This is a genomic window from Actinophytocola sp. (assembly GCF_036555685.1).
In the GTDB taxonomy this organism is placed as follows: domain Bacteria; phylum Actinomycetota; class Actinomycetes; order Mycobacteriales; family Pseudonocardiaceae; genus Actinophytocola.
Map to the genome: position 1 here is coordinate 1 of NZ_DATBKY010000314.1, position 21,011 is coordinate 21,011.

Consider the following 21,011-nt stretch of genomic DNA (forward strand, 5'->3'; position numbering starts at 1 on the left):
CAAGCGGATCCAGGGGCAGACCGTGCGGCTGGCGTACCTGAGCCAGGAGCTGCACGACCTGCCCGGGTCGCAGCGGGTGCTGGAGGCCGTCGAGGAGGTCGCCCGCCGCGTGACGCTCGGCAAGCAGGAGCTGTCGGCGTCGCAGCTGGCGGAACGGTTCGGTTTCCCGGCGGCGCGCCAGTGGACGCCGGTCGCGGACCTGTCCGGCGGCGAGCGGCGGCGGTTGCAGCTCGCGCGGCTGCTGATGGCGGAGCCGAACGTGCTGCTGCTCGACGAGCCGACGAACGACCTGGACATCGACACGCTGCAGCAGCTGGAGGACCTGCTCGACGGCTGGCCGGGCACGCTGGTGGTCGTCTCGCACGACCGGTACCTGGTCGAGCGGGTGTGTGACGCGGTGTACGCGCTGCTGGGCGACGGGCGCGTGACGCACCTGCCGGGCGGCATCGAGGAGTACCTCGCCCGCCGGGACGCGGTCCTGCGTCCGCCGCCGTCGCCCTCGCCGCCCAAGCCCGCCGTCTCGGCCGCCGCTTCGCAGCGCGCGGCGCGCAAGGAGCTGGCCCGGCTGGAGCGGCGGCTGGAGGCGCTGTCGGCGCGTGAGGCGTCGCTGCACGCCGCGCTCGCGGAGGCGGCGACGGATGCGGACCGGTTGCTCGAGCTGGACGCCGAGCTGCGCGAGGTGGTCGCGGAGAAGTCGTCGGTCGAGGAGCGTTGGCTGGACATCGCGGACTTGGCGGAATGACCCCCCGTAGGCTCTAGCCCATGAGCCGTTTCGTCGACACGCTGGTTGCCACCGCCGGGGCGGGCGGTCAGCTTCGGGGGGTCACCACGGGCGAACCCCGTGAGGCCGTACGCACCACGTGGGCGCAGGTACACGAGCAGGCGCGGTCGATCGCGGGCGCGCTGGTGGCCGGCGGAATGGCGCGCCACGACGCGGTCGCGGTGCTCGCCGCGGAGCCGGCCGCGATCGGCCCGGCCGTGCAGGCGGTCTGGTTGGCCGGCGGCAGCGTAACGATGCTGCATCAGCCGACGCCACGCTCGGACCTCGCGGTGTGGGCGGAGGACACGCTCCGCGTGCTGAACATGATCGGCTCGAAGCTCGTGCTGCTGGGCGCGCCGTTCGACCAGCTGGCCCCGGTCCTCGACGAGCACGGCATCGGCTACGAGCTCGTCAGCTCCCTGTCCGGGGGCACGCCGCTGGCCGACGTGGTCTCGGTGGACGAGTCGGCGCCCGCGCTGCTGCAGCTCACCTCCGGGTCGACGGCGGACCCGAAGGCCGTGCGGATCACCCACGGGAACCTGCTGTCGAACATCACGGACATGGCGGCGGGGGCCGAGCTCGACCCTTCGTCGGACATCATGGTTTCGTGGCTGCCGATGTTCCACGACATGGGCATGGTCGGCTTCTACACGGTGCCGATGACGTTGGGCATCGAGCTCGTGAAGGTCACTCCCGTCGACTTCCTCACGGGTCCCCTGCTGTGGGCGGAACTGATCTCCAAATATCACGCCACCATCACCGCGGCCCCGAACTTCGCGTACGCGCTGCTGGGCCGCCGTCTGTCCGGTGTGGACGAAGAGGGCGCCTATGACCTGTCGTCCATGCGCCTGGCCCTGAACGGCGCGGAGCCGATCGACGAGAAGGCCGTCCGGTCCTTTACGGACAACGGCGCGCGGTTCGGCCTGCGGCCGGAGTGCGTGTTCCCGGCGTACGGCATGGCGGAGGGGACGCTGGCGATCTCGTTCCCGCCGGTGTTCACCGGGTTGCGCCTGGACTACATCGACGCTGTCGCGTTGGAGTCCGACCAGCGCGCGGTGCCCGTGCCCGCGTCGGACTCGCCGTCCGTTCGGTCGTTCGCCAAGCTGGGCAAGCCGTTGCCGGGTTTCGAGGCGCGCATCGTCTCGCCGTCCGGGGCCGTGCGCGGCGAGCGTGAGGTGGGCGAGATCCACATCCGCGGCGCGGCCGTCACCCCGGGCTACCTGACCGTCGACGGTCCACTGGCCACGCAGGACGAGTCCGGCTGGCTGGCCACCGGCGACCTCGGGTACATAGTGGACGGTGAGATCGTCATCTGCGGCCGGGCGAAGGATGTGATCATCCTCGCGGGCCGCAACATCTACCCCACGGACATCGAACGCGCGGCGACCACGGTGCAGGGCGTGCGGGCCGGCAACGCGGTGGCGGTGCGCCTGGACGCCGGCACCCGCCGGGAACGCTTCGCGGTGGTGGTGGAGTCCCGCCTGGCGAACGACCCGGCGGCGGTCCGGGGGCTACGCAAGGAGATCGGCGCCCGAGTTTTCGAGGCGGTCAACGCCCGCCCGTCCGCCGTGGCGGTCATCCCACCGGGCACGCTGCCGAAGACCCCGTCAGGCAAGCTCCGCCGCGCCGCGGCGGGGGAGCAGCTGGCAGACCGCCTGAACACCCCGGACGCCTGATCCACCGCCCGCCCGTTCCCCCGGCGCCGGTGGTGCTGAGGCGGCCAGCGGCCCCATTGGCCGCGTCGGGATCTTGACCCGTGTCCGTTGTTCGCGCCTTTCGGTTCCGTTCACCCAGGCGGAGCGCCTGGGCGGGCGTCGGTGGCCAGCGCGGGTGGCCACCGGCCGCGCCGACCACGCCGGGTTCGATCAGGCCGGGCCCTGTCTAGAGCTCGCGCCGTTTGAGCTCGTTCACCCAGGCGGAGCGAAGCGCCTCGACGGCACCGATGTGGTAGCCCTGCCCGATGAAGAAGGTCCGGGAGAGCTTGACCCCGGCGATGTCGTCGGGCCGCGGCCCGTCCTCGGCGGCGGCGATGGCGTCGGCGAGGAGGTTGACGAGCTTGTCGACGTCCCCGGGCCGGTAACCCCGCTCCCCGGGCGGCGCGGGCGGCAACGGGAGCGCGAGCACGTCGGAGTCCCGCCACGCGTCGAGCGTGGACCGCATGGCTTCGCCGGAGGGGCGCTCGTCCTCGTCCGCGGGGGCGTCCGCACGCCCGTTGGCCATGGCCGCCGCCCAACCCGAGGGCATCGACCTCTCCCCGGGCGCCGGCGTGCTGTCACCAGGTCCCGGCCGCCCGCCGGGCTCCGCCGGCCCGCTTGCCGGGGCCGGCCCACCGGGCGGCCTCTGGCCAGGCGTCGCCAGGCCGCCGAATGGACGCTCGCCGGAGGCTGGTGGCACGGGTCCGCCCGCCGGCCGGTCGCCCGGCGATGGCCGGCCGCCGGCTGGGGTGGCCGGTCCGCCGCCCCGCCGCTCGCCGGTGGGGGGCAGAAGCCCGCCCGGCGGTCGCCCGCCAGGGGTCGCCGGCCCGCCGAACGGCCGTTCACCGCCAGGCGGCACGAGCCCGCCTGCGGGTCGCTCGCCGCTGGGCGGACCGCCGCCTGCCTCGTTACGGGAGGACGGCGCCAGCCCGCCCGACGATCGTTCAACGCCGGGCGTGGTCGGTGCTCCGGTTGGCCGGTCGCCGGTGGATGGTGTGTATCCGCCTGATGGTCGGTCGCTGCCGGGTGCTGGTGTGCCGGCGGGTCGCTTGTCGGCGGGTGGTGTGAGCCCGGCCGACGGTCGGTCGCCGCCAGGTGTTCTCGGCCCGCCGAGTGGTCGATCTCCGCTCGGCGGCACGAGGCCGCCTGCCGGTCGCCGGTTGCCAGGCGTGGCCGATCCGCCGGGTGGCCGTTCGCCGGCGTGTGGCAGGGGGCCGCCCGCCGGCCGCATGCTTGTCGGTTTCGCCGGTCCGCCGGACGGTCGCTCACCGCCAGGGGTTGCTGGTCCACCTGCCGGCCGTTCACCATCGGGCACCGGTGGAGCGCCGGCTGGGGGCAGAATTCCGCCGGCCGGCCGCTTGTCGGCGGGAGTCGCGGGGCCGCTGTCCGGCCGGTCGCCTGCGGGCGGCGCGGATCCGCCATCCGGCAGCTCGCCCCCCGGTGCCGTTGGACCGTCGGCCGGTCGCTCGCCGACCGGCGTCGCGAGTCCGCTTGCCGGGCCTTCGTTGCCGCTCGCCGGGCTGCCGGCCGGTTGCTCGCCGGTGGGGGTTGCGAGTCCGCTCGCGCGGGCTTCACCGGCCGGCGTCGACGGATCGTCTACCGGACGCCCGCCACCGGGTGTCGCAAGTCCGCCGGCCGGTTTCGGTCGCTCGCCCGGAGCCCGCTCGCCCGTGGGCCGGATCCTGTCGGCCAGCGTCGTCGGTCGTTGGCCGGCGGGCGCGCTATCCGCGGACCTGTCGTCGGTGGGCTGCTCGTCGGTCGACGGCTTGGTGGCGGATTTCGGCGGGCGCGTGGTCAGCGCATCGGGTGACGCGGGCTGTTCGCCCTTCGGCATGGTCAGGCCGTTGGCCGGCGCGGACTTCTGGTCCTCCGTCGGGGCGGAGAGGCCCGCTGCGGGAGCGGCCGGCGGTTCGCTCGTGCGTGGCGGGTGGTCAACGGGCCGGGCCGGTGGGCGCGGCGGTACCGGACGCCTGCCGGGAGCCACCGGGCGGCCGCTCGGCATCGCCTGGGTCGGGCCGCTCAACTGCGGCGAGCCGGGATGCCCACCGGGGCGGGCGAAACGCTCCCCGCTCTGCGGGCGGGCCGGCGGCGGTCCGCCGAAGCGGGCGGCCGCGTCCGCCGCCTCGTCGACGCCGCCCGGCGGCGGCGAGCCGGGGCGCGTCTCCCCGGGTGGCACCACGTCCGGGCGCGACGGGCCCGGCACCCAGTTCGGGTCTACGTCGGCATCGTCGTCTTCGGACGGTTCGGCGTCCGCCGGCTTGACCTCCGACTTCGGCACGACCGTGGTGGAGTCGGGCTCGTCGATCTCCTCGGGCTCGGACAGGCGCGACTCGAACAACGGGCCGCCGGCGGGCTCGCGCACAGACGTGGGCACCGAGAGACCGTCATCGTCGGTGCGCTCCGGTGGGTCCTCGAGCGGTGGCTCGGGCTGCGACGGCGGCGTGTCGGCCGGCTTCTTGGTGATCGGACCGGTCTTGGACGTCGCGCCCGGCCGGCGTTTCGGGAGCGCCTCGGTCTGGCTGCTGGTGTCGGCGATCGCGGCGCCGTTGGTCCCCGCCGACGGCTCCTCCGTCGCGCGGAGTGCGGCCGCGGACCGCGCCGCCTCCTCCGCCGAAGACGGGGCCGGGGCCGGGGACTGGGACGGCACCGGGCCGGACGGTCGCGGCGGGAACGGCGTCCGTTCCGGCGGCGGCATCGGGAACTGCTGGCGCGGCGCCGGGCGCGGGGGAGAGTCGGGCCTGCGGACCGGGGAGCGGCCCCGCTCGCGGCGTTCGAACTCCTCGACGACGAGGTCGAGGAAGTCGTCGACCTGCTCCTCGTGGTAGCCGCGGCGGATGAGCGGCGCGCTGTCGAAGATCACCTCGCGCACTTCCTGCGCGCTCAGCGAGTCCGAGCCGGCCAGCGTCGCCTGCACGCGGTCCAGGAAGTCGTCCACCTGGTCCTCGTGGTAGCCGCGCCGGCCGAGCGGCGCGCGGTCGAACGTGACGCAGTCGACCACCGCCGGGGTCAGCGGCACGTCCTCCTCGTGCTGCACGCTCGGACCGCCTCCCGCGTCAGCGCGCGTGGAAGAGGTTTTGCGCGGCTTCCAATCCCTTGGCAACCAAAGCCTCCGTCGCGTCGGCACACCGGTCGATCTCGAGTGCGAGGTCCTTGCGTTCCATGGCGGAGAAGTCCCGGAGCACGAAGTCCGCCGGATCCATCCGCCCGGGCGGGCGACCTATACCGAACCGTACCCGCAGGTACTCCCTGGTCCCGAGCGACTTCGTGACCGATCTCAGCCCGTTGTGCCCGTTCTCGCCGCCGCCGAGCTTCAGCTTGAGGCTGCCGAACGGCAGGTCGAGCTCGTCGTGGACGACTATCAGGTTGGCCGGCGGGATCTTGAAGAACTTCGCGATGCCGACGACCGGCCCGCCCGAGAGGTTCATGTACGTGCGCGGCTTCGCGAGCAGCACCCGGCGACCGCCCAGCCGGCCTTCGAGCAGGTCCGCGCCGCCCTTGTGAGACTTGAACTTGCCACCCATCCGGTCCGCGAGCTCGTCCGCGACCAGGAACCCGATGTTGTGCCGGTTGCCGACATAGCGCGGCCCCGGGTTGCCGAGACCGACGACGAGCGTCGGGCCGTCGGCGGCGGGTGGCTCGGCTGGCATCTCGGGTCCTCGCAAAAAACAAACCGGGCGGTCCCGTGTGGGACCGCCCGGAACGGCGGGTCAGCCCTCGCTCGACTCCTCGGCGGGCTTCTCCACCTGCTCCTCCTCGGCACCGGCGGCCGCGGCCTCCTCGGCAGCGGCGGGCTCCTCGCCCTCCGGCGCCTCGATGCCGGCTTCCATGTCCTCGGCCGTCGGCGCGATGTTGACCGCGATCACCAGGGTGTCGGGGTCGGTGACGAGCTCCGCGCCCTCGGACAGCGGCACGTCGGAGGCGACGATCCGGGTGTCCGCCGTGGCGCCGTCGATCGAGACCTCGAACTGCTCGGGGATGTGCAGGGCCTCGACCGCGACCTGCAGCGTCATGGTGTCCTGGGTGACCAGGGTGCCGGGCGAGGCCTCGCCGGTGAACACCACGGGCACCTCGACGGTGACCTTCTCGCCGCGCTGGACGAGCAGCAGGTCGACGTGCTCGATGTAGTTCTTGATCGGGTGGGTGGTGACGGTCTTGGTCAGCGCGAGCTCGCTGGTGCTGTTGAACTCGAGCGTGAGGACGGCGTTCTGGCCGTGCTCCCGGACGACGCGGGCGAACTCGATCGCGGGCAGGGCCAGGTGCTGCGGGTCGGAGCCGTGGCCGTAGAGCACCGCGGGGATCTTCCCGTCGCGGCGCGTGCGGCGCGCGGCGCCCTTGCCGAACTCGGTGCGGGGTTCGGCGGCGAGACGGACCTCGGACACGGTGGGGCTCTCCTTGCTACACACTTGAAGCTGGGTCTCGGGCGGCGGCGGCCAGCGGCGACGGAATGCACGCGGCAATCAAGCCGCCGCGTCGATCACGCCAGGCGTGACGCCTGCCCTCGCCGAGGCAACCCGGTCAGTCTACGTGGTCGTTTCGTGGCTCTACGCGCGGGGCCTCGTGGCCGGCGGCGGTTGTCCACAAGGGGCCGACTTGTCCACAAGTCGATCTTCCGACCCCGGATTGTCAGTGGTCACCGATAGAATTGGTGTCGGGGCGGTCCCCCGGAGAGGGTGGGGGCCGTCATCCACGGGGCGACGCGGATTCGGGCGCTCGACGGGGGCCAGCGGGGCCAGCGGGGTTTCTGCGGGTGGCTGGGCACGTTTGGCATGCGGCGCGACCGGACGCGGGTCCGGGGGTCGGCCGGCAGGCGGGCGTCGCGGCGGCTCGACCGGTCGCGAGGCAGCGGCCACGAAGCACCGCCGGCGAAGCGATATCCGGTAGAACCCACGGCACGCGGCTCGCAGTGGAACAGGAGCGGTCAGGCGTTGCCGGCGAACAGGCTCGTCACCGAGCCGTCCTCGAAGACCTCCTGGATCGCCCGCGCGAGCAGCGGGGCGATGGACAGCACGGTCAGCTTCGAGAAGCGCTTGTAGTCCGGGATGGGCAGCGTGTTCGTGAACACGACCTCCCGCGCGCCGCAGACCGACAGGCGCTCCGTCGCCTCGCCGGACAGGACACCGTGCGAGGCCGCCACGACGACGTCCGCCGCGCCCTCGGCCACCAGCTGGTCCACCGCCTTCGAGATCGTGCCGCCCGTGTCGACCATGTCGTCGATCACGATGCACAGGCGGCCGCGCACCTCACCGACCACGCGCTTTGCCACGACGTCGTTCGGCAGCAGCGGGTCGCGGGTCTTGTGGATGAACGCGATCGGCACGCCGCCCAGATCGTCCGCCCACTTCTCCGCCAGCTTCGTGCGGCCGGCGTCCGGGGACACGACCGTCACGTTCTCGCTGCCGTACGTGTCGCGCACGTACCTCGACAGCAGCGTCTGCGCGAACAGGTGGTCGACCGGGCCGTCGAAGAAGCCCTGGATCTGCGCCGTGTGCAGGTCCACCGTCATGATCCGGTCGGCACCCGCGGTCTTGAAGAGGTCCGCGATCAGCCGCGCGGAGATCGGCTCGCGGCCCTTGTGCTTCTTGTCCTGGCGGGCATACGGGTAGAACGGCATGATCACCGTGATCCGCTTGGCCGACGCGCGCTTCAGGGCGTCGACCATGATCAGCTGTTCCATCACCCACTGGTTGATCGGCTCGCAGTGGCTCTGGATCACGAACGCGTCGCAGCCGCGGACCGACTCCTCGAACCGCACGAAGATCTCGCCGTTCGCGAAGTCGTACGCCGACTGGGGCGTGATGCTGACGTTGAGGTGCTTCGCGACCTCCTCCGCCAGCTCCGGATGCGCCCGCCCGGAGAACAGCATCAGGTTCTTCTTGGGCGTCCCGGACTTCGCGTTCATGACTCCTCCTCGGACGCCGCCTCCAGTGCCTTGCGTGCGGCCTCGGCGGCTGGCGTGCCCGCCCGCCTGCGCAGCACCCACTCCTCGATGTTGCGCTGCGACCCTGCCGACACGGCGAGCGCCCCGGGCGGCACATCCCGGCGCAGCACGGTGCCCGCACCGCTGTAGGCCCCGTCGCCGACGTTCACCGGCGCCACGAACATATTGTCCGATCCCGTCTTAACATGGGACCCGACGACAGTCCGGTGTTTGGCGACGCCGTCGTAGTTGACGAACACGCTGGCCGCGCCGATGTTGCTGTACTCGCCGATCGTCGCGTCGCCCACGTACGACAGGTGCGGGACCTTCGTGCCCGTGCCGATCTCGGAGTTCTTCACCTCGACGAACGTACCGACCTTCGAGCTCATGCCCAGCCTCGCGCCCGGCCGCAGGTACGCGTACGGGCCCACGCTCGCCCCGTCGAGGATCTCCGCCTCGCGGCCGTGCGTGCGCACCACGCTCGCGCCCGCACCCACGCTGACGTCGGTCAACGTCGTGTCCGGGCCGATCGTCGCGCCCTCGCCGACGCTCGTCGCGCCGCGCAGCAGCACGTTCGGCTCGAGGACCACGTCTCGAGCGAGCTCCACCCCAGCGTCGAGCCAGACGGTCGACGGGTCGGTCATCGTGACGCCCGCGCGCATCCACTGCTCGGTCAGCCGGCGGTTGAGCTCGGCGCCGAGCGCGGCCAGCTGCACGCGGTCGTTGACGCCCTCGACGAGCCACCGGTCGTCGCACGTCCACGTGCCGACGCGGTGCCCGTCCGCGCGGGCGATCGACAGCACGTCGGTCAGGTACTGCTCGCCCTGGGCGTTGTCGGTGGACAGCCGGCCGAGCGCGTCGGTGAGCACGGCGGCGTCGAACGCGTAGACGCCGGAGTTGATCTCCTGGATGGCCGCCTGGGACGGCGTCGCGTCCTTCTGCTCGACGATCGCCTCGACCGAACCGTCCGCCGCGCGCACGATGCGGCCGTAGCCGGTGGGGTCGTCGACCGACGCGGTCAGCACGGTGACCGCGTTGCCGGCGGAGCCGTGCTCGGCGAGCAGGGCCGAGAGCGTGACCGTGTCCAGCAGCGGCACGTCGCCGTAGGTGACGACGACCGTGCCGGCCAGCCCGTCGGGCAGCTCGTCGAGCGCGCAGCGCACCGCGTGCCCGGTGCCGTGCTGCTCCTCCTGGACGGCGACGGTGATCGTGGCGTCGATGGCCTTCGCGAGCTCGTGGAGGTGCTCGGTGACCGCCTCCCGGCCGTGCCCGACGACGACCGCCATGCGCTGGGGCGACAGCCCGGCGGCGGCCCGCACGGCGTGTTCGACCAGCGAGCGGCCGGCCAGCCGGTGTAGCACCTTCGGCGTCGCCGAGCGCATCCTCGTACCCTCGCCCGCGGCGAGGATGACCGTGCTGACTTCGCCGAGCCCGGTGGAGCCCTCGAGCATCAGCTCTCTCCCTTTGGCGTGGATTCGGAAATCGCCCGGCCGCGACCGGGGTCTCGATCCTACGTTGTCGGTCGGTTCGCTCCGCGAAGCCGCTAACAGGCCGCCTTTCCCTCCTCGCGTGCTCGGCGCTGGCGCGCCTGTGCGCGCTCGTCAGTCCAGACGGCCTACGCGGCTTCGCTCCCGCTCACGTGCCCTCTGGGACGACCCATGCGGGGTCGGGCGTGCTCGCCTCGTCCTGCAGTGGTACCTCAGGCCCGTCACCCTCCGTGGTCGCCACCGCGACGACGTCGTTGCCGCCCTTGCGCTTCGCCTGGTACATCGCGGCGTCCGCGCGGGCGAGCGCGCGGGCGGTGCCCTCCTCGGGACGCAGCGCGACGACCCCGACGGACAGCGTGACGCCGTGCGAGAGGTCGTTCGGCAGCGCGCCCACGGCCACCGCCGCGCGGCGGAGCGCGGCCGCGGCGGCGAGCAGCGGCGCACCCGGCAGCAGCACGATGAACTCGTCACCGCCGTAGCGGGCCACCATGTCGCTGCCGCGCAGCGTGTCCCGGATCGTGCTCGCGATGACGCGCAGCACGTCGTCGCCCTCGGCGTGCGAGAGCCGGTCGTTGACGGCCTTGAACCCGTCGAGGTCGACCAGCGCGATCGCCAGCGGCCTGCTGTCCCCGGACAGCTCGGCGAGCCGCTCGTCGAGCGCGCGCCGGTTCGGCAGCCCGGTGAGCGGGTCCTGGAGCGCCTGCTTGGCGACCGTGCCGTGCCGGCGCGCCAGCCGTTCGTGCTCGCGCCGGGCGGCGAGCGTCGCCGCGCGCGACTCGCGCATGTCCCACAGCTGGTACTCGAGCTCGGCGACGTAGAACTGCAGCGCGCTGACCGTCCGGTCGCCGTCCGCGGTGTAGGTGTCGTTGCCGGAGAGCCGGGCGTACTCGCGGATCAGGCACAGCACCAGCGAGGGCTCGGGCGCCATGCGCTCCAGCCGCTCCTGCACGGTGGTCAGGACCTCGACCGCCTCCTCGACGCGGTCGTCGCGCTCGAGGCAGCGGGCGAGCGCGACCGCGACGAAGATGATCTCGCGTGGCGCGGCGGCGGCCAGCAGCCCGATCAACCGGTCGGTGTGCTGCGGGCCGGGCGAGGCCAGCGCGTGCGCGGCGCCGACGACGGCCACCTGGTCGGCGGCGGGCAGGTCGCTGCGGCGCGGGAACAGCGACTCGCGGAACGGCGCCTCCACGTCGCTCGCCATCGCCGCCGCGCGCGTGAACCGCTCGGCCGCCTGCTCGTCCTCGCCGATCCGCTCCAGCCGCAGGCCCCAGCCGAGCTGCATGCGGCAGCGGGTGATGAGGTGCACGGAGATGTCGTGCGGGCCGGCGCCGCTGCGGATGTGCCGGTGCGCGCGGCGCATGACCTGGTCGCCGACCTCGTAGACGCCGAGCTCCATGAGCACGAGGCCGATGTCCATCAGCGTGGACGCCATCAGCACGTCCCACACCCGGGCGCCGAACGAGATGTCCGGCGCGACCTTCTCGTCGAGCATGGCGAGGCCGACCGCGGCCTCGGTGAGCGCGGGGTCCTCGGCGCCCGTCAGCAGCAACCGCTTGGCGCGCAACGCATGCGCGTCGGCTTGCAGCACGAGGAACTCGTGCGTGGTGGAGTGCTCGAGGAACTCGTCGACGATCGCCTCGGCCTCTTCGGTGACGGCCTGCTCGGCGTCGTTGACCCGGAGCACCGCGGCGGCGCGCAGCAGCTGGGCGAGCATCCGCGGCTCGCCGCGGTGGCGTGCCTCGGCGAGCAGGCGGTCGAGCTCGTCGGTGTGCCGGGCGCGGACGCCGCGCTCGCGGACCTGGGCGACGGCCAGGAGCTCACGCGCGCGTCCCACCAGCCACGCGTCGGACCGTTCGTCCAACGCAGGCAGGTCGACGTCCTCTCGCTCGCTGCCGCCACCCACGCCTGGCTGTCCACCTCTTGTTCTCGTGTCCTGCTCCGCCCGGCAGCTCCGCCGCCAGGGATCGAACCTGGACCATCAGAACCAAAATCTGAGGTGCTGCCTTTACACCACGGCGGACCATGAGCGCGGTGAACGCCCACGATTGAACATCGTGGCATGCATGCTCGCCGTGGGGCAGTGGTACCCGGGGAGCGGCATAGGAGTGCGGCCAAATGGGTGTGATCTGGATCACCGGAGGCGCTTTGCGCATCGGACCTGGCGCGCCGGGTCGGGATGTACTTACGCTGTCGTAGGTTACGGCAGCGTAGGCCAGGCTCTCCTTACCGGAATGCCCCGACGAGACAGTATTTGAGGTACAGATGACGACGACCCTCGATGAGACTTCGAGTGGGACCCCGAACAAGGGACCGAAGCCGATCACCGTGGGCCGGCGCAAGGGAATGACGCAGTTCGCGGTCTACGTATTCATCCTGGTGCCGTTCGCGGCGCTCATCGCGGCCGTGCCGCTGGCGTGGGGATGGGGCCTGACCTGGCTCGACGTGGGGCTCGCGATCTTCTTCTTCTATTTCACCGGTCTCGGCGTCACCATCGGTTTCCACCGGCACTTCACGCACGGCTCGTTCAAGGCCAAGCGGCCGTTGCGGATCTTCCTCGCCATCGCGGGATCGATGGCGGTGCAGGGCCCGCCGATCATCTGGGTGGCCGACCACCGGCGGCACCACGCGTTCTCCGATCGTGAGGGCGACCCGCACTCGCCGTGGCTGTACGGCACGTCGCCGGCGGCGCTGGCCAAGGGTTTCTGGCACGCGCACATGGGCTGGATGTTCGACCGGTCGCTGACGAACAAGGAGCGGTTCGCGCCGGACCTGATGGCGGACAAGGACATCGTGCGGGTGAACAACCTGTTCGGGCTGTGGACCGTGCTCACCTTCCTGCTGCCGGCCGTGATCGGCGGGCTCGCGACGTGGTCGTGGTGGGGCGCGTTCACGGCGTTCTTCTGGGCGGGCTTCGTGCGGGTCGCGGTCCTGCACCACGTCACGTGGTCGACGAACTCCATCTGCCACATGATCGGCGAGCGCCCGTTCGTGAGCCGCGACAAGGCGGCGAACTTCTGGCCGCTCGCGATCCTGTCGTTCGGCGAGTCGTGGCACAACCTGCACCACGCGGACCCGACCTGCGCGCGGCACGGCGTGAAGCGGGGCCAGATCGACACGTCGGCGCGCATCATCTGGATCTTCGAGAAGCTCGGCTGGGCGTACAACGTCCGCTGGCCGACGCAGCAGCGACTGGCGAGGATCACGGCCGGAGTGGAGTAACCCGCCACGGGCCGTCGGTGGGTGCCCGTAGGGTGACGGAGGTGGCAGCCCGGCGGCGAGATCGAAGCCGGGCGCCGGCGGGTCGGGCCGGCGCCCCGGTGCCCCGCGTACGGATGAGCGGTGAGGAGCGGCGCCAGCAGCTGCTGGACGTCGCGAGGTCGCTGTTCGCGGAGAAGGGCTTCGACGGCGCGTCGGTCGAGGAGATCGCACACCGGGCGAACGTCTCGAAGCCGGTGGTGTACGAGCACTTCGGCGGCAAGGAGGGCGTGTACGCGGTCGTCGTCGATCGGGAGATGCACTACCTCCTCACGTCGATGACCAGTGCGTTGACCGAGGAAGCGCACCCGAGGTTGCTCCTGGAGCGCGCGGCGGTCTCACTGCTCGACTACGTCGAGAGCTCGGCGGACGGCTTCCGCATCCTCGTGCGGGCCTCGCCGGTCGCGTCGTCGACGGGCACGTTCTCGTCGCTGCTGAACGACATCGCGCGCCAGGTGGAGGACATCCTGGGCCGGAAGTTCGGCGCGCGCGGGTACGACCCGAAGCTGGCGGCGCTGTACAGCCAGGCCTTGGTGGGGATGGTCGCGCTGACGGGTCAGTGGTGGCTGGACTCGAGGCGCCCCAAGAAGGAGGAGGTGGCCGCGCACCTGGTCAACCTCTCCTGGAACGGCTTACGCCACCTGGAGAACAAGCCCGAGCTGAGAGAGCCGCACTAGGTCCCGAACCGGCCTTGACATCGGCCACGTGCCGCCCCAGCTGCGGAAACGACGAAGGACCAAGATCACGAGCGGCCGCCGGCCCCCCGAGCACCACTCTAGTGCCGGCCACCGACAAGATCGGCGCGAGAGCCTGAGGCCTGGGGACGACTCACCGGGGAGTCACCCGCAAGAGCTTGTCGTCCGACCCGTTGGTCGTCGTGATGTACAGCGCCCCGTCCGGCCCGGTCCGGGCCGCCCGCAACCGTCCGAACCGGTTGTTGAACTCCTTCGGAATCGCGACCGAGGCGACGTCCCCAGCCTCCGTGAGCGTCAACAGCAAGACCTTCGCGCCCTTCAACGCGGTGATCACCAAGGCGCCGTTCAACGCACCCCACTGATCGCCGTCGAGGAAGGTCGCGGCGCACACGGCCTCGGTCGTCTCGCCCGACTGCCACTTCGCCGGCACCGCGTCCGGGAAGCGCTGCAGGTCGGTCATCGGGACGCTCTCGTCGTAGCCGCCGACCTTGCCGCCCTGTGACGGGTCCCAGCCGTAGTTGCGGCCGGCCTGGATGAGGTTGACCTCGTCGTTGAACGACGGGCCGTGCTCCGCGGTGAAGATCTGGTCCGTGCCCGGCCGCACCGCGACGCCCTGGATGTTGCGGTGGCCGTACGTGTACACGTACCGCTGCTTCGCGTTCTTCGCCTTGATGAACGGGTTGTCCGGCGCCGGCTTGCCCGTGTTCAGGTCCAGCCGCAGCGTCTTGCCGCCCAGGCTGGTCTTGTCCTGCGAGATCGAGCCCTGCGCGGTGTCACCGGTGCCGACGATCAGCATTCCGTCCGGCCCGATCGTCGGGCGGCAGCCGGAGTGCCGGCCGGTGCTGATCGGCAACCCGGTGAGCAGCTCCTTCTCCCGCCGGGCGGTCCTGCCGTCCTCCGCGAGCCGCCACGTCACGAGGCGGATGTCCTGCGGGTCGCCGTTCTCCGTGTGCGTCTGGCACGTCGTGAACAGCCGCGTCCGCGCGAAGTCCGGGTGCACGACCATGCCCATCAGCCCGCCCTCGCCGGAGACGAACACATCGGACAGGTCGGCCTTCACCTGCGACACCTTCGCGCCGGGTTTCGCGCTCGACAGCAGCGAGATGCGCGCGGGCCGCTCGGTGACCAGCACCTTGCCGTCCGGCAGGAAGCCGATGTCCCAGCCGTGCTCGAGCCCGCCGGCCACCTGTTCGACGAGCAGGCCGGGCGTCTCGCTGCTGCTCGGCGGCGTCGGCGTCGAGGACGCCTCGGTCTGCTTCTGCGGCGGCACCTCGCCGACATCCCGTTGGGCAGGCGCGTCGGTGCACGCGGTGAGCGTGGCCAGGGCCAGCGCGACGACCAGGAAACTCGCCCGGTTTGTCATGGGTCCAGAATGCCGCTCGCAGCGTCGCACTCGTGTGAGGACCCGGCCGGCGAGGGGAGCATCCAGGTGAGCGACAACTGGTGGACGGACTACCAGCAGAACAAGCGGCTGCGCGGTCTCGAGGCGGACCTGTCCAGCGTGAGCGCTTCGCTGGCATCCGCCCGCTCGAGCCAGCGGCGGCTGAACGCGGAGCTGTCGAAGGTCCGCGGCTCGCTGGAGCAGCGGCTGGACCGGCTCTCCGCCGCCTTCGACGCGTTCGTGGAGATCAGCGACCTGCGCATGACGTTGGTGCTCTTCGACGAGCAGGGCCGGGTTCGGCACCAGGCACGCCGGCTGCTCGCCGGCACCGGGCCGGACGGCGAGGTGTCCGATGTGGACGGCTACTGGCTCGCGCCCGCGGTGTCCGCGCTGCGGGTCGCGGTCGACGGGGTCGTCGACGCCGACTCGCTGAACCTCGCCAAGGCCCGCGATCCACAGCGCGCCGCCGTCTTCCACGTGCTCGGCGCCGGGCTGCTCGGCGGCCGGAGCACGGTGGACGCCGGCCTGCTCGCCGACGTGCTGCCGGTGCCCGCGGCCACGATGCCGCGCCACCAGCGTGCCGTGTGGACGCTCGCCGCCGACGGCTTCTTCGGCCCGGCCGGCTGGGAGCTGGTGCGCAGCCGCGGCGTCGAGTTCGTCCGGGCGCTGCCCGACGACGCGCGCGGGAGCGCCGTCGACGCGCTGCGCGCGATCGGCACCGCGGGCGCGACATCGACGTCACCGCCGCGCGAGCTCGAGGGGCTCGGCGACGTCACCATCGCACTCGGCGCGGGGGCGAGCCTGGCCACGCTGCGGTCGTGGGTCGAGGAGACCCTCGCCGGCTATCCGAGCGAGCCACCGGCCGAGGCCGACCCCGCCGTGCGGCCGGTCGTGGAGCTGCTGGTCGAGGAGGGCAGCCCGGTCGAGCAGCCGCTGCTCGTCCGGGAGCGCGAGCTGCGCGCGGTGATCGAGGGGAAGGGCGGCCAGCCGCCCGCCTGGGACGGCCCGGCCGGCGAGACCGTCGAGCTGCTGCGTACCGACGCGAAGGACGCGAGCCACCCGGCCCGGCGCGCGGCGGCCGTGCGGATCTGCGGCGAGCTCGTGATCACCGCGGCCGAGCGGCTCGCGGCCACCGCCCGCGCGGACGCGCCGTACCGGGTCGAGGCCCGCACGCGGCAGGGCCTGGTGACGATCACCGCGGACGGGCCGGACCAGGGTTCGGTCGCCCGCGCGCGGTCGCGGATCGACGACGGCGCCAAGGTGAGCGCCCAGCGTCGCGTGGTCGCGGGCGTCGCGCTGGGCGTGGGCCTGGCGTTCGTCGTGCTGGCCGTCGTGGCGGGCTGGGGCTGGCTCTTCGCCGCGCTCCTCGGGCCGGTCGTGGCGCTCTACCAGTGGCGCATCGACGTCCGGGAGCGCGAGGACGCCGCGACGTCGGCGAAGACGTTCCACGAGAGCCTGACGAAGGAGCTGGACGCGCGGGTCGCGGCGCTCGTCGAGTGCCGGGCCGGCCTGGCCGAGCGCGAGCCGAAGATCGACGAGGACCTGAAGGCGATCCGCGAGGCGCTTGCCTAGAACATGGCGGCGGGGCGGCCGCGCGCGACCACGCGCGTGCACGCCCCGTCGACCACGCGCACCTGCAACGAGCCGCAGCTGCAGCGGCTCCACACCGTCTGGCCTTCGGTCGTGCGGTGGCGGGACACCACCTGGAACGGTTGGGCGTCCGGCCATCCACAGTGCGGGCAGTAGGTCATACCTCCAGGGTGGGGAAGCAGACCGTGTACGTCTACGTTGACTTTCCGAACAGTAACGTGAAGCATCACCTTCATGATTGACCTGCGCCGGCTCCGCGTGCTGCGTGCGGTGTCGCACTACGGCACGATCACCGCCGCCGCGAAGGCCCTGCACTTCACCACGTCGGCCGCGTCCCAGCAGATCCGCCAGCTCGGCCGCGAGCTCGACATCACGCTGCTCGAACCGCACGGCCGCAAGATCCGGCTGACGCCCGCGGCGCAGCGGCTGCTCGAACACGCCGACGCGATCGAGGCGCGCTGGGAGCAGGCGGAGATCGACCTGCGCACGGCCCGCGACGAGCCGGCCGGGCTGCTACGGCTGTGCGGCATCCCGACCGCGGTGGCCATGCTGCTCGCGCCGGCGGTCGCGCCGCTGGTTGCGAAGTACCCGCGGCTGTCCGTGCACATCGAGGAGGTCGAGCAGCAGGCCGGGTACGACCTGCTCTTCGACGGCTCGGTCGACCTCGCCGTCCTCGAGTCCACACCGGACAACCCGACCGCCGGCGACCCGCGCTTCGACCAGCGCCCGCTCGTCGACGACGTCTTCGACCTGGTGGTGCACTCGGAGCATTCGCTGGCCGGCCAGGAGTCCGTCCAGCTGGGCGAGGTGGCGGGCGAGGACTGGATCCTGCCCGCGGTCGCGTGCACGTGCCGCCAACACACGCTGTCCGCGTGCGGTGCGGCCGGCTTCACGCCGAACGTCGTGCACAACGCGCTGGAGTGGAACGCGATCGCGCACCTGATCGCGCACCGGCTCGGGGTCGCACTGGTCCCGCGGCTCGCGTACCTGCCACCCCACCTGCCGCTGGCCCGGCTGCCGCTCGACGGGGGCGCGCCCAGCCGGAAGCTGCTGACCTGCACCCGCGCCGGCGCCCGCGACCACCCCGCGATCGCGGCGACGCTCACCGAGCTGGCTACCGTGGCCGCGTGAGTCTGACGCTCGACGTCTCCGGCGCGGTGGCGACGCTGACCATCGACCGCCCGGCCAAACGCAACGCGATGAGCTTCGAGATGTGGTCGGCACTGCCGGGCTTGCTGGCAACGGTCGAGGCGGACGACGGCGTGCGGGCCCTGGTCATCCGTGGCACCGACCACTTCTCGGCGGGCGCCGACATCAGCGAGTTCACGACGCTGCGGGCGGATCCGTCCGGCGCACAGCGGTACAGCGCGGCCGTGCACGCGGGCGAGCGCGCGATCGCGTCGTTGCCGAAGCCCACGATCGCGGCGGTGCGGGGCGTCTGCGTGGGTGGTGGCTGCGAGATCGCGCTGGCGTGCGACATCCGCATCGCCGGGGAGGACGCCCGCTTCGGCATCACCCCGGCCAAGCTCGGCATCGTCTACAACGCGACGTCGACGAAGCAGCTGGTCGACGCGGTGGGCCCGGCGTGGGCGCGCCAGATCCTGTTCACGGCGGACATCATCGACGCGCCCACGGCGCTGCGGATCGGCCTGGTGAACGAGCTGTCCCCGGATCCGGTGGCCCGAGCCACGGAACTGGCCCGAACGATGGCGACCCGCTCGCAGGTCTCGATCCGCGGCGCCCGGACGATCATCTCCCGGATCACGGACGGCTCGTTCGAAGAGGACGAAGCCGTCGACGCCCTGTACGAGGCCTCCGTGAAGAGCGACGACTACGCGGAGGGGGTGCGGGCGTTCCTGGAGAAGCGCCCGCCCCGCTTCTGACCGCGGTCAGGCCTGCGAGCCGTAGAGGTACTCGTTGAGATCCGCCGGCCGCGTCTCTTCCGGCACCTCGTCCGTGTAGTAGTTCATCGCCACGGCGACGCGGATCTCGGCGTCCTCGAGCTTCCGCACGTAGTGGGGGTGGCGCCGCCCGTCGAAGAAGACCAGCTCGCCCTGCGTGGGATAGAGCGCCTGGCAGTCCGCGTCGATCTCTTCCTTGCTCCGAGCGTGCACGTTGTTCGCGACGGCGAGTTCCCCGCCGGTCCCCTTCGGCAGATCGGTGACGTAGAGCAGAGCCTCGACCGGGTTCGTGTCCACGTGGCACTCGTACCGCTCCCCGGGAAACTGCACGTTCAGCACGACGGCGTAGCGCGGATCGCGCGCGGTGGTGAGCCGGACGCCGCGAATCCGCTCGCCGATCTTGCGGAATTTTCCCTCGTAGAGGTCGACCAGCCAGGGAAGCTCGTGCTGAACAACCTTGCCACCGACGCAATGGATCGGCAGGCTGGTGACCTCGGCACTCTCCCTGGAAGTGGAATGGGGCGGCACCAGCGTTCGCTTCATCGAGTGGTTCTTCGCGACGTCGATCAGACGTTGCTGCCAGCCAGTAGGCAACAGAGCCGCCACGTTCTCGAAATCCCACTCGAACCGGGCAGCTTGGAGATTCCCTTCGGCCGCGTCCGAACCGACGGAAAGCGTGTTCATGGTTGGTGGTCTCACATTTCTCTGGAAGTGCGAAACAGACGTCAGTCGAACACGAGTCGCGGGCAGGTACGCGTCATGGCGTCGTGGTCATCGATCATGCGTTGGTGATGTCGTGGATCGATCAACGAATAATGGAGCGACTGGCGACTCGGTGGTTCCGCCAGCGCGACGAGGCCCGAGTCCGAACCGACGAAGTCCTTGATGCGGTCGAGCAGGCGCTCGGTCCTCGTGGTGACCAGCGCCGTATCCACTGTGTACATGACGTATCCGGGGACAAGTGGCCGACTTGACTCGAAGAACCTAATGCGCCGGTCCGCAGCCGCTCGACTCAGGGTCGCCGAGTCACCGACCGCGTTCCGAAGTCGCCGCGCCTGGGCGCGCCAGTCGGGGCCTTCCGGGATGACGTAGGTGTACTCGCTTCCGTGCGCGACGTTGTGACTGATGACGGATGTAAAGGAGGTCTGTCCGGTGCGGGGGAGATCCGCGGGTTCCCCGACGTGCACCTCGTCGTCTGGCTCACCCGACAGCGTGAAGACGTCTATGTCGAGGTCGGCGGTAGCGATGCGGATGGTCTTGCTGATGCGCTCCAGATCGCGCACCTCGGTCTCGGTCAGCGCGATGCCGAGCACGGCCGCCTCGTTCTCCGCAAGGAGGCGCCTGGCTGTCGACTCGACGTCTTCGGCCAGCGCGGATCCGACCCGGCCCACGAAATCGCGCAGCGTTGCCGTCTTGGCCTGCGTTCTTGCGATGGCCTCCTCGAAGTGGCCTGCGAGGTCGCCGTAGTCCGGTGCCGGTGCCTCCGGGGTGATGCCCAGGACCAGGTAGTCGAGGCTTACGTCCAGGGCTCGCGCGATGTCGACGAGGACGTGCAGGCTTGGCGTGGCCTTCCCGCGGACGTACTGCGACAAGGCGGATTCGGAGACGTGAATCGAGCGGGCGAAGTCCTTGCGCCTGTTTCGGAAACGCTCGTTGAGGAGCTGGCGGAGAACCTGGCCGAAGCGGATGTCGTCGGCCATCTCAGGCCGACCGGCTGACCGAGGCCGTGCGGCCGACCTGTCGCACCCAGGCCAGCGTGGACAGTTCTTTGTGCTCGACGTCTATGGAGGCGTAGTCGTCGGGATCGATGAGCCCGGGCGCGTCCATGATGACCTCCTCGTACACCGCCGCCGACGCGATCAGCGCGAGGTAGGCGCCCGACTGGTGGACGAATTGCTTGAACGCCGGCGCGTCCAGCAGCCGGAAGAGGTAGGTGACGCTCTCGCCGACAAGCCCGTGGCTGTCCTTCCACGCGTGGGCGGCGTGCACCGCCACGCGCAGGCACATCTGTGCCAGTTCGCTCGACACCATGTTGTGCACGCGCAGTCCGGCGCGCAGATATTCGATGAACGGATATATGAGGCGATCGGTTGGAATTTCCGGCGAGACGGCCATGACGATTCCGTCGCCACGGTCCTCCGAATAGCGTCGCGCGAAGGCGATGTCCGAATCCTTCAGTGCGGTGTTGAACAATTTGTATAGGCTGTCCCGCACATAGATCTGTACCTGGCGGTTCCTCCGCTGTTCCCCATATCCGACGACATCGGCGGCAACAAGAGTGCACCTTCCGTCCGGAACCCACCTGCCTCGTCGCTCGGTCATGACGCCTCC

17 protein-coding genes, 1 tRNA gene and 1 pseudogene are annotated in these 21,011 nt (G+C 71.5%); 7 read left to right on the plus strand and 12 right to left on the minus strand.

What is annotated here, in order from left to right; genetic code table 11:
* On the plus strand, nucleotides 1-742 hold a 742-nt coding region (locus VH969_RS33305), incomplete at its 5' end, for an ATP-binding cassette domain-containing protein (protein ID WP_331981906.1).
* Between the two features lie 20 nt (nucleotides 743-762).
* Nucleotides 763-2,436 carry a fatty acyl-AMP ligase gene (locus VH969_RS33310; protein WP_331981909.1) on the plus strand — a complete coding sequence of 558 codons (1,674 nt, stop codon included), beginning with the start codon at nucleotides 763-765 and terminating at the stop codon, nucleotides 2,434-2,436.
* Nucleotides 2,437-2,641: 205 nt separating this feature from the next.
* Here the strand turns inward: VH969_RS33310 and VH969_RS33315 are convergent, their stop codons facing one another.
* The 7 genes from VH969_RS33315 to VH969_RS33345 all read right to left on the minus strand — a co-directional run bounded on the left by VH969_RS33315 (nucleotide 2,642) and on the right by VH969_RS33345 (nucleotide 11,878).
* Complete coding sequence (locus VH969_RS33315; protein WP_331981912.1) at nucleotides 2,642-5,488, minus strand: DivIVA domain-containing protein; 2,847 nt, start codon at nucleotides 5,486-5,488, stop codon at nucleotides 2,642-2,644.
* 19 nt (nucleotides 5,489-5,507) lie between these two features.
* Nucleotides 5,508-6,101, minus strand: a complete 594-nt coding sequence (pth, locus tag VH969_RS33320; protein WP_331981915.1) for an aminoacyl-tRNA hydrolase — start codon at nucleotides 6,099-6,101, stop codon at nucleotides 5,508-5,510.
* Nucleotides 6,102-6,161: 60 nt separating this feature from the next.
* The gene (locus VH969_RS33325; RefSeq protein WP_331981918.1) at nucleotides 6,162-6,833 is read right to left on the minus strand and encodes a 50S ribosomal protein L25/general stress protein Ctc; all 672 of its coding nucleotides are present in this window, start codon (nucleotides 6,831-6,833) and stop codon (nucleotides 6,162-6,164) included.
* Between the two features lie 539 nt (nucleotides 6,834-7,372).
* A complete protein-coding gene (locus tag VH969_RS33330) occupies nucleotides 7,373-8,353 on the minus strand; it encodes a ribose-phosphate diphosphokinase (RefSeq protein WP_331981921.1) in 981 nt (326 codons plus the stop codon).
* Complete coding sequence (glmU, locus tag VH969_RS33335; RefSeq protein WP_331981924.1) at nucleotides 8,350-9,822, minus strand: bifunctional UDP-N-acetylglucosamine diphosphorylase/glucosamine-1-phosphate N-acetyltransferase GlmU; 1,473 nt, start codon at nucleotides 9,820-9,822, stop codon at nucleotides 8,350-8,352. Before glmU ends, VH969_RS33330 begins: the two co-directional genes overlap by 4 nt.
* A gap of 184 nt (nucleotides 9,823-10,006) precedes the next feature.
* Nucleotides 10,007-11,761 carry a GGDEF domain-containing protein gene (locus VH969_RS33340; protein ID WP_331981927.1) on the minus strand — a complete coding sequence of 585 codons (1,755 nt, stop codon included), beginning with the start codon at nucleotides 11,759-11,761 and terminating at the stop codon, nucleotides 10,007-10,009.
* A 46-nt stretch (nucleotides 11,762-11,807) separates the two neighbouring features.
* Nucleotides 11,808-11,878 (minus strand) — tRNA-Gln (locus VH969_RS33345).
* 242 nt (nucleotides 11,879-12,120) lie between these two features.
* Here VH969_RS33345 and VH969_RS33350 point away from each other — a divergent pair.
* Nucleotides 12,121-13,077, plus strand: a complete 957-nt coding sequence (locus VH969_RS33350; RefSeq protein WP_331981930.1) for an acyl-CoA desaturase — start codon at nucleotides 12,121-12,123, stop codon at nucleotides 13,075-13,077.
* Nucleotides 13,078-13,190: 113 nt separating this feature from the next.
* Entirely contained in the window at nucleotides 13,191-13,790 is a 600-nt protein-coding gene (locus VH969_RS33355; RefSeq protein WP_331981933.1) for a TetR family transcriptional regulator, read from the plus strand.
* 151 nt (nucleotides 13,791-13,941) lie between these two features.
* Here the strand turns inward: VH969_RS33355 and VH969_RS33360 are convergent, their stop codons facing one another.
* Nucleotides 13,942-15,171, minus strand: coding sequence for a PQQ-dependent sugar dehydrogenase (locus VH969_RS33360; RefSeq protein ID WP_331981936.1), 1,230 nt, complete (start codon nucleotides 15,169-15,171; stop codon nucleotides 13,942-13,944).
* 66 nt (nucleotides 15,172-15,237) lie between these two features.
* Here VH969_RS33360 and VH969_RS33365 point away from each other — a divergent pair, with 66 nt between their 5' ends.
* A complete protein-coding gene (locus tag VH969_RS33365) occupies nucleotides 15,238-16,761 on the plus strand; it encodes a hypothetical protein (protein ID WP_331981939.1) in 1,524 nt (507 codons plus the stop codon).
* On the opposite strand, the gene VH969_RS33370 is transcribed toward VH969_RS33365, so the two are convergent.
* Nucleotides 16,758-16,940, minus strand: coding sequence for a hypothetical protein (locus VH969_RS33370; RefSeq protein ID WP_331981942.1), 183 nt, complete (start codon nucleotides 16,938-16,940; stop codon nucleotides 16,758-16,760). The two genes, VH969_RS33365 and VH969_RS33370, sit on opposite strands and share 4 nt — an antisense overlap.
* Before the next feature lie 73 nt (nucleotides 16,941-17,013).
* On the opposite strand from VH969_RS33370, the gene VH969_RS33375 reads away from it, so the two are divergent.
* Together VH969_RS33375 and VH969_RS33380 are read left to right on the plus strand one after the other, a co-directional pair.
* A complete protein-coding gene (locus VH969_RS33375; RefSeq protein WP_331981945.1) occupies nucleotides 17,014-17,910 on the plus strand; it encodes a LysR family transcriptional regulator in 897 nt (298 codons plus the stop codon).
* Nucleotides 17,907-18,662, plus strand: a complete 756-nt coding sequence (locus VH969_RS33380) for an enoyl-CoA hydratase/isomerase family protein (RefSeq protein ID WP_331981948.1) — start codon at nucleotides 17,907-17,909, stop codon at nucleotides 18,660-18,662. Before VH969_RS33375 ends, VH969_RS33380 begins: the two co-directional genes overlap by 4 nt.
* A gap of 6 nt (nucleotides 18,663-18,668) precedes the next feature.
* Here VH969_RS33380 and VH969_RS33385 read toward each other — a convergent pair whose 3' ends face one another.
* From VH969_RS33385 to VH969_RS33395, 3 genes and pseudogenes are all read right to left on the minus strand, one after another.
* Nucleotides 18,669-19,364: a 2OG-Fe(II) oxygenase gene (locus VH969_RS33385; protein ID WP_331981951.1), complete on the minus strand. Its 696-nt coding sequence runs from the start codon at nucleotides 19,362-19,364 to the stop codon at nucleotides 18,669-18,671.
* Between the two features lie 41 nt (nucleotides 19,365-19,405).
* Nucleotides 19,406-20,380 (minus strand): helix-turn-helix domain-containing protein, encoded by a 975-nt coding sequence (locus VH969_RS33390; RefSeq protein WP_331981954.1) that lies wholly within the window; start codon nucleotides 20,378-20,380, stop codon nucleotides 19,406-19,408.
* Nucleotide 20,381: 1 nt separating this feature from the next.
* Nucleotides 20,382-21,011 (minus strand): annotated as a pseudogene (locus VH969_RS33395) (hypothetical protein); the annotation flags it as partial.

Coding starts and splice junctions, on each gene's coding strand:
- VH969_RS33310 (WP_331981909.1), top strand. CDS start 763: ATGAGCCGTTTCGTCGACACGCTGGTTGCCACCGCCGGGGCGGGCGGT.
- pth (WP_331981915.1), bottom strand. CDS start 6,101: ATGCCAGCCGAGCCACCCGCCGCCGACGGCCCGACGCTCGTCGTCGGT.
- VH969_RS33330 (WP_331981921.1), bottom strand. CDS start 8,353: ATGAACGCGAAGTCCGGGACGCCCAAGAAGAACCTGATGCTGTTCTCC.
- glmU (WP_331981924.1), bottom strand. CDS start 9,822: ATGCTCGAGGGCTCCACCGGGCTCGGCGAAGTCAGCACGGTCATCCTC.
- VH969_RS33350 (WP_331981930.1), top strand. CDS start 12,121: ATGACGACGACCCTCGATGAGACTTCGAGTGGGACCCCGAACAAGGGA.
- VH969_RS33355 (WP_331981933.1), top strand. CDS start 13,191: ATGAGCGGTGAGGAGCGGCGCCAGCAGCTGCTGGACGTCGCGAGGTCG.
- VH969_RS33360 (WP_331981936.1), bottom strand. CDS start 15,171: ATGACAAACCGGGCGAGTTTCCTGGTCGTCGCGCTGGCCCTGGCCACG.
- VH969_RS33370 (WP_331981942.1), bottom strand. CDS start 16,940: ATGACCTACTGCCCGCACTGTGGATGGCCGGACGCCCAACCGTTCCAG.
- VH969_RS33375 (WP_331981945.1), top strand. CDS start 17,014: ATGATTGACCTGCGCCGGCTCCGCGTGCTGCGTGCGGTGTCGCACTAC.
- VH969_RS33385 (WP_331981951.1), bottom strand. CDS start 19,364: ATGAACACGCTTTCCGTCGGTTCGGACGCGGCCGAAGGGAATCTCCAA.
- VH969_RS33390 (WP_331981954.1), bottom strand. CDS start 20,380: ATGGCCGACGACATCCGCTTCGGCCAGGTTCTCCGCCAGCTCCTCAAC.